This is a genomic window from Streptomyces sp. cmx-18-6 (genome assembly GCF_046548915.1).
Taxonomy (GTDB): Bacteria; Actinomycetota; Actinomycetes; order Streptomycetales; family Streptomycetaceae; genus Streptomyces.
Map to the genome: position 1 here is coordinate 289,914 of NZ_JAEBEP010000011.1, position 12,702 is coordinate 302,615.

Sequence of the window (12,702 nt, forward strand, 5' to 3'; positions counted from 1 at the left end):
CCCCGCCCGCGTACGCAGAAGTCGGCGGACGCCCCACCCGCGTACCGGACAGGTCGGCAGCACGAAGGGCCGTTCCGCGTCCGGAACGGCCCTTCGCTCATGCGGGTGGGTGGTGCGGTCGGTCCCGCCGGGGTGAGGCGGCGGTACGGGTCAGGAGGCCGTACGCGCCAGTGCGGCGGCGAAGCCGTTCTGCCAGAGGTAGTTCACCCGGGCCCGCTCGTTGGCGTCCGGCTGGGCGTTGGTGCACGACGGGCCGGGGCCGCCGCCGGACATCAGCTGGCTGCACGGACCGGAGTAGGTGTCCGGCAGGCCGAGCACGTGCCCGGTCTCGTGGGTGGTGACGCGGGTCGAGTTGTACTGCTGGTTCTGCCGGTAGTCCAGGAAGATGAAGCCCCGGCCGTGGCCGTTGGTGGAGGCGTACGAACCGCGCGGGTCGTTGCCCTCGCGGTAGGTGAAGTCGGCCCGGGAGCCTTCCTGGAGGCGGACGTTGCTGACCGAGCTGTTCCAGATCCGGGTGCTGTTGGCTATCTGGGTGCGGAAGCTCGGCGCGGAGGCCGCACTGTAGGTGACGGTGACGACCTGGGCGCCCGGGTCGGCGGCCCGCTTCTCGGCGACGGATTTCACGACCGCGTCGAAGAAGGCCCGGTTGGCGGCGGCGTTCTCGCCCGAACCGTTGTACGCGGCGATGGTGGCGGGGGTGGAGACGTCAGGTGCGGGAGCGGCGGAGACCGCGGGAGCCGTGCCCAGCGCGGCGACGAGGCCGAGACCGGCGATGGCGGAGGCGATGGCGGTCCTGAGGTGTCTCATGGGGGATTTCTCCTACTGTCCGATGAACCCACGCCGTGGGGGCGTCCGGTGAACGGACAGGCGTGGGGGGCGGTACGGAGAGAGTGTGGGGGCTCGGACGGCCGCCGGGGATGATGCCAACCGGTGATAGCACCGCCCTATCCCCGCGTCCGCCGCCCGCCGCGCCGCGCCGCGTCGCCCGCCTGTCGTGCCGCGCGGCCCCGCCCGCAGCGCCGCGTCACCCGTCCACCGCGCCGCGCCGTGTCGCCCGACTGTCACGCCGTGCCGCCCCGTCCACCGCACCGCGTCACCCGCCCGCCGCGCCGCGCCACTCTGCCATCGCTCGGTGTCGCCGCGCCCAACACTCCCTGAATTAACGCCCTTTGATGGGGTTGAGGCCGCTGGTGCGGGGGCCCGGGCGGTCGTAGTCTCCGCTCCATGGAGCTTGAGGTGAGGCACCTCAGGGCGCTGTGCGCCATCGCCGACGCGGGCAGTCTGCACCAGGCGGCCCGCCGGCTCGGCGTGAGCCAGCCCTCCCTGACCACCCAGTTGCGGCGGATCGAGAACTCGCTCGGCGCGGAGCTGTTCCGCCGCGAACGCACCGGCTGCCGCCCGACCCCGCTGGGCAGCGCCGTCCTCAGCCGGGCCCGGCCGCTCGTCGACGGGATGAGCGCCCTGGTCACCCACGCCCTGGCGGAGGCCGACGCCACCCGGTCCCGTGGGGCGCGGCTGCGCATCGGCTCCACCGCGAGCCGGGTCATCGGCGGCTGGCTGCGGCGGCTGCGGGTCGCCCTGCCCGGTACGGAGATCTCCCTGCGGGTCGACGTCTCGGCCCGCGCTCTCCTCGGCTCCGTCGCGGCGGGCCGGCTGGACGTCGCCTTCGTGCACGAGGTGGAGGGCTGTCCGCTCGCCCTCCCGGACGGGCTGGAACAACGCGTACTCCTGGACCGCGAACCGCAGTTCATCTCCCTGTCCCGGGACCACCCCGCCGCCCGCCGCCGGGTGGTGGAGCTCGGGGAGCTGGCCGGGGACCGGTGGATGGTCGATCCGACGGTGGACGGCGAGTGGGACGGGGTGCGCCGGGTGCTCGGGGCCGCCGGGCTGAACCCGCCGGTCCTGCACGGCGACTACCTCACCGCCGCCTCCCTCGTCGTGCTGGGCGAGGCCGTCGCCCCCTGCCAGCCCACTTCCGGGCCGCGCGACGACATGGCGATCCGCCCGCTGCTGGGCGACCCGCTGGCCGTGCGGCTGCTCCTGGTCTCCCGGCCGGGCACGGACGCCTCGGTGGTGTACGCGGAGCTGGAGGCGGCCTACCGGGAGGCGGCCCGGCGCTCCAGCGGCTACTACGAGTGGCTGCTCCGCCACCGCAGCCCGCTCACCCGCACGCCCTGAGGGCTCTGCGAGTTCCCCGTTCTGCTGACAGCGTGCTGGTGTTCCCCGGGGCGGCCGGGGCGGGCAGGCTCGGGGCATGAAGCTACTGATGCTGGGCGGTACGGAGTTCGTCGGACGGGCCGTCACCGATGCGGCGCTGACGCGTGACTGGCAGGTCACCGTCTTCCACCGGGGCCACCACGCGCCGCCGCCGGGCGTGCGCGCACTGACCGGGGACCGCACGGGCGGCGCGGCGGGCCTCGCGGCGCTGGCGGCGCACGGGGGCGACTGGGACCTGGTCGTCGACACCTGGAGCGGGGCGCCCACCGCCGTACGGGACGCCGCCCGGCTGCTGGCGGGCCGGGCGGGCCACTACACGTACGTCTCCAGCCGTTCCGTCTACGCCTATCCGGCCCCCGCCGGGCTGGACGAGGACGGACCGCTGGTGGCCGGGGCATCGCCCGACGAGGGCGAACGGGCCGGTGAGGCCGGGGACGTACCGTACGACCGCGCCAAGCGCGGCGGCGAGCTGGCCGCGCTCGACGCCTTCGGTGACCGGGCCCTGCTGGCGCGGGCGGGGCTGATCATCGGACCCGGGGAGAACATCGGCCGGCTGCCCTGGTGGCTGTCGCGGATCGCCCGCGGCGGCCCGGTGATCGCCCCCGGCCCGCGTACCGCGCAGCTCCAGTACATCGACGCCCGCGACCTGGCGGCCTGGCTCCTGGACGCCGCGGCGGCCGGGCTCCACGGTGCGTACAACACGGTCAGCCGCTCCGGCCACGCCACCATGGGCGAGCTGCTCGACGCCTGCGTCCGGGTCACCGGCTCCGACGCCGAGCTGCGCTGGACGGACCCGGACGTCCTGCTGGCCGCCGGGGTCGAACCCTGGAGCGACCTGCCGATCTGGCTGCCGGAGGGTGAGCTGCACGACACCCTGCACCGGGGCGGCCATGCCAAGGCCCATGCGGCAGGGCTGCGCTGCCGCCCGGTCGGCGAGACCGTCGCGGACACCTGGGCCTGGCTGGGCGAGCGGGGCGGCGTCGCACCCCAGCGACCGGACCGGCCGGCCGTGGGTCTCGATCCCCGGCTGGAGGAGAAGCTGCTGGCTCGGTGAACGCGCCCGTGGACCCTCCTTCGCATGCGCCTGCACACCCGCCTATAGGTCGACACATAGGGGCAAATCCGGCGTGTCATACTAAATGACTAGGCATTAAAGATGCATATTGCGCGGCATGGAACAACAGGCGCGCAGGCGCGGCAACGCAATCCGGGCAGCAGTGACAGTGGCCACGGCCGCGGCGATGGTGGCCGTGCTGGCCCCGGCCGCCGCCGCCGATCCGCTGCCGGGCGGACTCGGCCCCTGCCTCGGAAGCGGGTGCCCGGCCGGGTGGAACGATCCCAACAACGGACCGATCGCCGGCTTCGACGAGAACATCAACATCTACGTCGGCGGGGACTTCCTGGTCCGGGAGGCCGCCGCCGAGGCCGAGGGGAAGATCGTCACCCTGGGCCGGTTCGACATGGACAAGCGGGACGGCGCGTCGCAGATCTACAACGTCGGTGTGGCGGGCGTCGGTTCGCGGGTTCCGCCGCCGGACGGCTCCGACTACCTGACGGTGGGCGGGAACATCACCATCGCCGCGGGCGAACGCCTGCTCGCCGAGGAGGGCGGGAACTCCGGCCGGGTCGCCCACGGGGCGAGCCTGACCGGCACGGTGAACCCGGTGGACGCACCGCGCTTCGACCCGGAGGCCGCCGCCCCGTTCACCGGCCTGCGCCCGCAGCTCACCGAGGCCAGCCGGTGTTACGCGTACGAGGGCGACGAGCACCGCGCGACGACCGGCAGCTGGACGAGGACCGGCGACACCATCACCTTCGCCGGGGACGGCGATTCGGCGATCCAGATCTTCGACGTGGACACGGACCTCGTCTCCTCGACGGGCGGCAACGCGGGGTTCGCCTTCACCGGCATTCCCGCCGGGGCGACCGTCCTGGTCAACGTCTACGGAAGCGCCCGCACGGTCGCCTCGTTCATGGGGACCCTGCCCAACCCGGGGCTCCGTGAGCGCCTGCTGTGGAACTTCCCGGACGCGACGGACCTGACGCTGACGGGCCCGGCCCAGTTCCAGGGCAGCGTGCTGGTCGGGCAGCCGGCCAGCACCACCACGCTCAACATGAGCGGCACCAACGGCCGCTTCTACTCCGCCGGTTCGCTCACCCACACCTCGTTCGGCGCCTCGGGCGGCCAGGAGATCCACGCGTACCCGTTCGACGGCGACCTGCCGACCTGCGGACCGGACCCGACGCCCACGCCGACGCCTACGGATCCGACGCCCACGCCGACCGATCCCACGCCCACGCCGACCGACCCGACGCCTACGCCCACGGATCCGACCCCGACGCCGACCGATCCCACGCCGACGCCTACGGATCCGACCCCGACGCCGACCGACCCGACGCCCACCCCGACGGATCCGACGCCGACTCCCACCGACCCGACGCCGACCCCGACGGATCCGACGCCGACTCCCACCGACCCGACGCCGACCCCGACGGATCCGACGCCGACTCCCACCGACCCGACGCCGACCCCGACCGATCCCACCCCGACTCCCACCGAGCCCACGCCCGGCCCCACCGACAAGCCGACGTGGAGGCCGTCCCCCTCGCCGTCCCACCCGGGTGAACTGCCCGACACCGGCTCCCGGGGCGGTGAGTGGATCATCGGGTCCATCGCGGCAGCGCTGGTGGCCGCCGGCGGAACCGTCCTCTTCGTCACGCGCAGGGCCCGCCGCCGCACCTTCTAGCAGTGCCCGCAGTGCCCGCAGTGCCCGCAGTGCCCGCAGTGCCCGCGGCGTCCGCTGCCGCGCCTGCCCGTACGGCCCTGTGCGAACCGCTCCCGCCGGGAGCGGTTCGCACAGGCGCGGCCGCCCGCGCTCCAGCCCCGCCGGCGTTTGAGGCGGGCCCGGGCCCAGGGCTCAGCCGCACCGGCGGACAGGGGCTCCGCCCCGTACCCCCGCTCCTCAATCGCCGGAGGGGCTTGATCGGCCCGGCCTCCATATCCAGCCCCGGGCGTTTGAGGCGCGGGGTCCTGGGGCCGGAGAGAAGAGCACCGAGCGCGACCGGAGCACCCCGAACGACGAGCGAACGACGAGCGAACGACGAGAGGCAGACGAACCCCAGTGACCGCCCCCCTGACCGGCCCCCTCACCGCCGTGACCGGAGCGAGCGGAGCGGTCGGCGGCCGGGTCGCCGAGCGGCTCGCCCGTGCCGGCGTGCCCGTACGCCTCCTCGGCCGCGACCCGGCCCGCCTCCCCGACCTGCCCGGCGCCGACCGCGCGCCCGCCGCCCCCTACGGCGACGCCGAGGCGATGCGCCGGGCCCTGGACGGGGCGCACACCCTGTTCCTGGTCTCCGCGCACGAGAGCCCCGACCGGGTGCGCGAGCACGTCACGGCGGTGGACGCGGCCGTGGCGGTGGGCGTGGAGCGGATCGTGTACGTGTCCTTCCAGGGCGCGGCGCCCGACGCCACGTTCACCTTCGCCCGCGACCACTGGCACACCGAGGCCCATATCCGCACGGCGGACGTGCGCCACACGTTCCTGCGGGACAACTGGTACCTGGCGGGGCTGCCCGCGATGACCGGCGCGGACGGCGTGCTGCGCGGCCCGGCGGGCGACGGCAGGGTGGCCGCCGTCGCCCATGAGGACATCGCGGACGCGGCGACCGCCGTACTGCTGGACGACACCGCCGCCCACGACGACCGGGGCTACGACCTCACCGGGCCCGAGGCGTTCACCCTGGCCGAGGCCGCCGAGGAGCTGAGCCGGGTCACCGGACGCTCCATCCGCTACGTCCCCGAGTCCCGGGAGGAGGCTTACGCCTCGCGCGCCGGGTACGGGGCCGAGGAGTGGGAGGTGGCCGGCTGGGTCACCTCGTACGAGGCGATCGCGGCCGGCGAACTGGCCGCCGTGTCGGACGCGGTACCCACCCTCACCGGTCACCCGGCGAAGAGCTTCGCCGACTACCTCGCGGAAAACCCGGACAGCTACCGCCACTTGCTGCCCGGGGCCTGAGCCGGAGACCTGCCGGAGACCTCCCGGAGACCTCCTGCCCGGAATCCTCCTGGGGCCCGCCCGCCCGGCCGCCTTGCGGTCAGAGGCCGGCCGGGCGCACGAGCCCCGACTCGTACGCGAACACGGCGGCCTGGGTCCGGTCGCGTACGCCCAACTTGACCAGGATCCGGCTCACATGGGTCTTCACCGTCTGCTCCGCCACGACCAGCCGCCCGGCGATCTCCGCGTTGGACAGGCCGCCCGCGATCAGGGACAGCACCTCCGTCTCCCGTTCGGTCAGGTCCCCGACCCGTTCCTTGAGCGGGGGGCGCGGGGCCCCGGCCGTCCGGGAGAACTCCATGATCAGCCGCTTGGTGATGTTGGGGGACAGCAGTGCGTCGCCCGCCGCCACCACCCGTACGGCGTGGGCGAGTTCGTCGGCGGAGGCGTCCTTCAGCAGGAAGCCGGACGCGCCCGCGCGCAGCGCCTCGTACACGTACTCGTCGAGGTCGAAGGTGGTGAGCACGAGCACCTTCACCGTGGAACCCTCGCGCGCGGTGATCCGCCGGGTCGCCTCGATGCCGCCCAGCTCCGGCATCCGGATGTCCATCAGGACGACGTCCGGGGCGAGTTCGCCGGCCTGGGCGACCGCGTCGAGTCCGTTGACGGCCTGCCCGACGACCTCGATGTCCGGCTCGGCGTTCAACAGGACCGTGAAGCCCTGGCGGACCATCATCTGATCGTCGGCGATCACGGCGCGGATGGGCGGGGTCATGGGGCGTCCTCGGTCGTGGCGGGGGCGGTGGAGATGTCTGTGGTGGGGGCGGCGCCCGCAGAGCCGACGGGCAGGATCGCCGTGACTTCCCAACCCCCTTCCGGAGTAGGGCCGGTGGCCAGGTCGCCGCCGAGCATCGCGGTGCGTTCGCGCATCCCGAGCAGACCGTGGCGGACACCGGGGGAGGGGGCGGCGGGGCGGTCCGGCCGGGTGTTGGCGACGCGGAGGGTCAGCCCGGCGGCCCGGTGGGCGACCTCCACCCGGGCGCTCGCCCCGGGGGCGTGCCGCATGACGTTGCTCAGCGCCTCCTGCACGATGCGGTACGCCGACAACTCGACGCCCGGCGGCAGCGGGCGCGGTTCGCCGGTGGTGGCGAGGGTGACGGGGAGACCGGCGAGCCGCACGGTGGCGACGAGGCCGTCGAGCCGGTCAAGGGTGGGCTGCGGGGTGTGCCGGGTGCTCTGCGCGGGCGCGTCCTCCGAGCGCAGGACGCCCAGGACCCTGCGGAGTTCGGTGAGCGCTTCGAGGGCGTTCTCGCGGATGCCGGCGAGGTTCTCCTTGAGCTCGTCGGAGGGGTCCTCCACCAGGTGCGGGGCCACCTGGGCCTGGATGGAGATCACCGACATGTGGTGGGCCACCACGTCGTGCAGCTCGCGGGCGATGCGGTGGCGTTCCTCCAGCAAGGTGCGCCGCGCCCGTTCGTCGGCGGTCAACTCCACCTGGACGACAAGGTCCTTGCGGGCCAGCCGGACGCTGCGGAGTGCGACGCCGAGGACCAGGGCGATGACGAAGACGGGTGCGGAGCGGTCGAGGTCGAGGTTGTGCCGCTGGGTGGTGTGCAGGGTGAGGGCCACGCCCGCCAGCAGGGTGATGGCCAGCGCTCCCACCGCGCGGCGCAGGGTGACGCGCAGCGCCAGCAGGAACAGCGCACCGCCCTGGAACACCATGCCCATGATGCTCCAGGGGAACAGCCGGTCCGGGCTCATCGTGGACTCGGTGACCGCAACCGTGACCACCGACAGCGCCGTCGCCGCCCACCACGCCCCCACCGGGCGGAACATCCCGGCCACCAGCACCGCCGACTGGGCCAGGGCCGCCGCCACCGCCCATCCACCGATCCCTCCGGCCGGGTGCGGGACCAGTTCGTTGGTGCGCGGCACCGCGAAGCAGGCCGCCGCGAAGATCATCAGCATGACCAACGTCGGCCGCCACGCCGGAGCGTCGGCCTCCCCCATGCGCGGCACCCGGTCGGCGGGCCTCGCCCACAGGTCCGCGTACAGGGCGCGCGGCGCGCGGCGCACCACGGCCCGCACCCGCGCGCCCCCGGAACCCTTCACGTCCCTCGAACCCTTCACGCCCGTCGAACCCTTCACGTCCCTCGAACTTTTTGCGTCCCCCGAACTCTTCACGCCCCCGGAACCCTTCACGCCCCCCACCGCCCCCTCGGCCTCACCCGCGCTCAGACTAGGCACGACGCACCTCCCGCTTCCGCTCGGGGGACGATGTCCGTACGACGTCGGAGCGCCGGCCTTCTCTCCGTCCGCCCTGTTCACAGCCCCGGAACGCCGCCCAGCACACCAGCAGGGCCAGGGCGAACACCGGCAGCCAGAGCAGCCGGGCGAGCACCCAGCCGGCGTCGTCGGGCACAGCGTGCAGCCCCGGCAGCGGCCCGCCCGCGAGCAGCAGCGCGCTCATCGTCACGATGATCATCGCCGTCTGGTGCCAGAGGAAGACGGTCATCGCCGACAGGTTCACCAGCGCCACCACCGCCCACACAGCGGGCCGGCGCAGCGCCCGGCGCAGGGGCCCGAGCAGCAGCAGGGCCGCCCCGCACTGCGCCAGGCCGAAGGCGACGGCGGCGAGGCTCGGCGGGTCCAGGTTGGAGATCCGGCCGCCCGGCACGCCGACCATGGACGCCGGGTACCCCGCCCACAGCACGAGCGCCCCGGCCGCCGTCGCCCCGCCGGCCAGCAGCGCCCAGCCGCCCCTGAGCCCGCGCAGCCCGCCCCGCGCGACCAGCGCCCCCACGCAGTACGGCACCAGCCACCCCGCGACGACGTTGACCCACCCGAGCTCCGCCGGACCGCCGAGTCCGAAGCGTACGAGGTCGACGTGGAGCACCACGGCGAGCGGCCACAGCGGGTGGAGCCGCGCGACGAGCGGGGTCAGGGCGGTCAGCGCGGCGAAGACCAGCAGGAACCAGAGCGGCGACCAGACCAGCTTGGCCAGCGCGAGCACCGTGGGCTCACCGACCCCCGAGGCGAGCATCGCACCCGCCGCGAGAGCCCACACCGCCGACACCGCGCCCACCGGCCGGAACAGCCGCCCCATCCGCCCGCCCAGCCACCGCCCGTACGGCACGCCCCGCCCCTGCGCCGAGGCCCAACTCCCCGCCGCCACCTGCCCGCCCACCAGGAAGAACACGGCGAGGGTCTGGAACACCCAGGAGACCGGGGCCAGTTCCGGCAGGTACGCCAGCGGGCTCGCCCCGCGTACGGTGCCGCTGTCCGCGACCAGCGCGGTCACCAGCCAGTGCCCGCCCACCACCCCCAGGACGGCCAGGGCCCGCAGGGCGTCGACGGCCCGGTCGCGGCCGGGCGGGGTGGCGGCCTCGATCCGCGTGACGAGATCGCGCACCGCCGCACGTACCGGGAAATCGCCCCGGGCCGGGGGCCTTTCGCGTACGGGGAGCCCGTCGCGAAGGAGGAGTTCTCCGCGCACGTCAGCCACGGGAGGCCCCCACCGGGGTGTGGTCGACCTCGGAGGCTCCGCCTGCTTCCACCGGAGCGCGGCCCGACGCGATCCGGGCCAGGTTCGTCAGCGAGCGGGAGCCCGGCAGCAGGTAGTCGCTGTGGCCGCCGTCGCCCGCGTCGAACACCTCCGCGCCGAACCGGTCCGCCACCGGGTCCGTCCCGAACCCCACCGTCGCGCCGAACGGCAGCCGCACCCGCACGTTGGGCACCCCCGAGATCCAGTCCCCGCCGCCGCGCCCCGCCCACACCCGCGCGCCGGTGCGCAGCGCCGCCACATCCACGACGCCGGTGCCGGGGCTGCCGTAGAGGACGATGGCGTCCGCCGGGGTCCCGGAGGCGGCCCGGGCGCAGATCACCGAACCGTAGGAGTGGCAGAGCAGGCTGATCCGGGCGCCGGGACGGGCGGCGCTCAGCCGGTCCACCAGCATCCGGAGTGCCGGCGCGGCCTCGGCGGCCCGCCCGTCGGTCACCGAGGCCGGGCTCAGGGTGGCGGGCGTGCGGTAGCCGAGCCAGACGACGACCGCCCCGCCCTCCCCCAACTCCCGCTGGAGGGCCTGCGCTCCGCGCCGCAACCGCCCGTACGCGTCGAGGCCGACGCCCGCCCCGGGCACCAGTACGGCGATCCGGCGGGCCGCCGAGAGATCACCGACGACCTCGACGCTCCGCCCGCCGTCCCGCCCGTCGAAGGCGAGGAACTGCCGTTCTGGCGAGGCCATTTGGCGCAGGGAGGCCGCTCGCTTCCGGTCCCCGTGCTCAAGGGCCGCGCGCCCGGCGGCCAGGATGTCCTGCCGGCTCGCCGCGTACCGCTCGTGGAGCGCCGCCTGGCTCGCGTCCCGCAGCGGCCCGAGCGCGGTCGGCACGGGGGCGGGCACGGCGGCGGGCCGGGCCGCGCCGGACACCGGCACGGCCACGGCGACGGTGACGAGGGCGGCGAGCAGGGAGCGGCGCAGACGGCGTCTGCGCGGGCGGTCCGCCATGGGATGGGGTCCTTCCGTACCGGGGGCTTCGCGACGGGGGCCTCGCGTGTTTCCGGTACAGAAGTTATGGACGGGGAGGGGTAGTTGACGTCACGCTGTGGAGGGGACCTGCGGGGTGGCTCTCAAGGGTGACGGGGTCGTCCGCGCAGGCGGCGTCGCGCCGGACTCGCCTGCTCCACAGGGGGAGGACAACGGACCAGTAGGGTCGTGCCGTGCACCCCGACCCCACGGACCCCGCCGAGCCCGATGAGAAGGGCTTCGCCGAGGCCCCGCCCTCCGTGGACTGGCAGGACCTTTCCACACTGCGATGGATCGAGCGGCCCGAGGAGATCGACTCCGCCTTCGACCGGGGCGAACCGCACGTCGGAGTGGCCTTGATCGCCCTGGCGCTGAACCACCCGGACGCGGACGCGATCCTGCCCCGCGTCGCCCGCGCCCTGGCGGCCGAGGAGCCCGGACTCCGCCACCAGGGCGTGGTGGCGCTCGCCCATGTGGCCCGGCTGCACCGGACCGTGGACGAGCGGTGCCTCGAACTCCTGCGCGCCTTCCCCCGGGGCAACGAGGCCGACGACGACCTCTGGTCCTTCGTGGACCACCGCCGGCTGCCCTTCTGGCTCCGCCGGCACCACGCCGGGCAGCGGCTGATCCGGCCCCTCCGGGACGGTTGGCGGCGCTGACGTGCCCTCCGGGACTGCCGGTGGCGTTGCTGCGCCCCTCTGGGACCGCCGGGTCCGGGACTGCCGGTGGCGCTGACGTGCCCTTCGGGACCGCCGGTGGCGTTGCTGCGCCCGTCTGGGACTGCCGGGTCCGGGACTGCCGGTGGCGCTGACGTGCCCTCCGGGACCGCCGGTGGCGTTGCTGCGCCCCTTCGGGACCGCCAGCTCCGGGACCGCCGGCGGAGCCCACACGCCCGCCGCCCATCCCGCATCAGGGCCTGTGCGCGCCCGTCCCGCCGGTGTGGTCCAGGATGGCGGCGGCGAGCGGGGCGTGCACCTCGCGGGGGAGTGCGTGGCCCATGCCGGGGACCTCGACGAGCCGGGCCCCGCGAATCGCCTGGGCGATGTGGTGCGCGTGGGGTGGCGGGTAGACGGGTTCGGCGGGCGCGGAGACGACCAGGGTGGGGACCCGGGTGCTCGCGAGGGCGTCGGTGCGGTCCATGCCGGAGCTGTCGGCCCGGGCGTGCGCGCTGCCGACGCGGTGGTGCCCAGTGTGCGCGACGACCCGCCGCTCCAACTCCGCTTCGGGGCCGTGGTCCTCGACGGACCGGGACCACAACTCCAGCAGGGCGGGGGAGACGCCGGGGAGCGCCGCGGCCGGTGACCGGGTGCCGTCCCCGTGCTCGTACGGTACGGAGCTGAGCGCGCCCGTGCCGATCAGGGTGGCGCTGAGCACCCGCTCGGGATGGTCGGCGACGAGCAGCTGTACCAGCATGCCGCCGAGTGACATGCCCACCAGATGCGCCCGTTCGACGTCCAAGGCGTCCAGCACCCGCACGGCGTCCTCGGCGAGTGCGGTGAGCGGGTAGGGGTGTTCGTCGAAGGACCAGGTCGAGCGGCCGGTGTCACGGTGGTCGTAACGGATCACGCGGTGCCGGGCGGCGAGCAGCTCCACCAGCTCGTCCGGCCATCCGAGCCCGGACGCCTGCGCCCCCATGACCAGCACCAGCGCCGGGGCGTCGGTCGCGCCGCGCTCCTCCACCCACAGGCGGACACCGGGTGTGACGTGGACGTGGTGTTCCATGATGAACCCCAGTTCATGAAGTGAGACGAGGTGGGATGGGCGAGACGATACGTTTCGTCTCACTGCATCATGCTAGCGCAGCCACCGCCGAACGCGCTCGCCGGACGGAGGCGGCGGCCAGAGGCAGCAACTGGGTGACGTCGTTGCGGTTGCCGCCGGTGAGGATCACGGCGAGCGGAGTGCCGTGGCCATCCGTGATCAGGTGGTGTTTCGATCCGGATCGGGCGCGGTCGACCGGACTCGGT

Annotated in this window: 11 protein-coding genes and 1 pseudogene; 5 read left to right on the forward strand and 7 right to left on the reverse strand. The window is 74.6% G+C overall.

The window, feature by feature from the left end:
• Nucleotides 1-150: 150 nt before the first annotated feature.
• Complete coding sequence (gene snpA, locus ACLJPL_RS25495; RefSeq protein ID WP_411083253.1) at nt 151-807, reverse strand: snapalysin; 657 nt, start codon at nt 805-807, stop codon at nt 151-153.
• 417 nt (nt 808-1,224) lie between these two features.
• Between snpA and ACLJPL_RS25500 the strand changes: the two genes are divergently transcribed.
• The 4 genes from ACLJPL_RS25500 to ACLJPL_RS25515 all read left to right on the forward strand — a co-directional run bounded on the left by ACLJPL_RS25500 (nt 1,225) and on the right by ACLJPL_RS25515 (nt 6,233).
• Nucleotides 1,225-2,178, forward strand: a complete 954-nt coding sequence (locus ACLJPL_RS25500; protein ID WP_411083254.1) for a LysR substrate-binding domain-containing protein — start codon at nt 1,225-1,227, stop codon at nt 2,176-2,178.
• A gap of 76 nt (nt 2,179-2,254) precedes the next feature.
• The gene (locus ACLJPL_RS25505) at nt 2,255-3,271 is read left to right on the forward strand and encodes an NAD-dependent epimerase/dehydratase family protein (protein WP_411083255.1); all 1,017 of its coding nucleotides are present in this window, start codon (nt 2,255-2,257) and stop codon (nt 3,269-3,271) included.
• 163 nt (nt 3,272-3,434) lie between these two features.
• Nucleotides 3,435-4,964, forward strand: coding sequence for a choice-of-anchor A family protein (locus tag ACLJPL_RS25510; protein WP_411083256.1), 1,530 nt, complete (start codon nt 3,435-3,437; stop codon nt 4,962-4,964).
• A 387-nt stretch (nt 4,965-5,351) separates the two neighbouring features.
• Entirely contained in the window at nt 5,352-6,233 is an 882-nt protein-coding gene (locus ACLJPL_RS25515) for an SDR family oxidoreductase (RefSeq protein ID WP_411083276.1), read from the forward strand.
• A gap of 79 nt (nt 6,234-6,312) precedes the next feature.
• Here the strand turns inward: ACLJPL_RS25515 and ACLJPL_RS25520 are convergent, their stop codons facing one another.
• The 4 genes from ACLJPL_RS25520 to ACLJPL_RS25535 all read right to left on the reverse strand — a co-directional run bounded on the left by ACLJPL_RS25520 (nt 6,313) and on the right by ACLJPL_RS25535 (nt 10,717).
• The gene (locus ACLJPL_RS25520) at nt 6,313-6,987 is read right to left on the reverse strand and encodes a response regulator (RefSeq protein WP_411083257.1); all 675 of its coding nucleotides are present in this window, start codon (nt 6,985-6,987) and stop codon (nt 6,313-6,315) included.
• Complete coding sequence (locus tag ACLJPL_RS25525) at nt 6,984-8,342, reverse strand: sensor histidine kinase (RefSeq protein ID WP_411083258.1); 1,359 nt, start codon at nt 8,340-8,342, stop codon at nt 6,984-6,986. The genes ACLJPL_RS25520 and ACLJPL_RS25525 overlap by 4 nt, the downstream gene beginning before the upstream one ends.
• A gap of 109 nt (nt 8,343-8,451) precedes the next feature.
• The gene (locus ACLJPL_RS25530; protein WP_411083259.1) at nt 8,452-9,624 is read right to left on the reverse strand and encodes an acyltransferase family protein; all 1,173 of its coding nucleotides are present in this window, start codon (nt 9,622-9,624) and stop codon (nt 8,452-8,454) included.
• 85 nt (nt 9,625-9,709) lie between these two features.
• On the reverse strand, nt 9,710-10,717 hold the full coding sequence (locus ACLJPL_RS25535; RefSeq protein ID WP_411083260.1) for an alpha/beta hydrolase: 1,008 nt from the start codon (nt 10,715-10,717) through the stop codon (nt 9,710-9,712).
• A gap of 212 nt (nt 10,718-10,929) precedes the next feature.
• Between ACLJPL_RS25535 and ACLJPL_RS25540 the strand changes: the two genes are divergently transcribed.
• Complete coding sequence (locus ACLJPL_RS25540) at nt 10,930-11,394, forward strand: hypothetical protein (protein WP_411083261.1); 465 nt, start codon at nt 10,930-10,932, stop codon at nt 11,392-11,394.
• 250 nt (nt 11,395-11,644) lie between these two features.
• Here the strand turns inward: ACLJPL_RS25540 and ACLJPL_RS25545 are convergent, their stop codons facing one another.
• Nucleotides 11,645-12,457, reverse strand: a complete 813-nt coding sequence (locus tag ACLJPL_RS25545) for an alpha/beta fold hydrolase (RefSeq protein WP_411083262.1) — start codon at nt 12,455-12,457, stop codon at nt 11,645-11,647.
• Between the two features lie 109 nt (nt 12,458-12,566).
• Nucleotides 12,567-12,702, reverse strand: a pseudogene (locus ACLJPL_RS25550) (transposase); the annotation flags it as partial.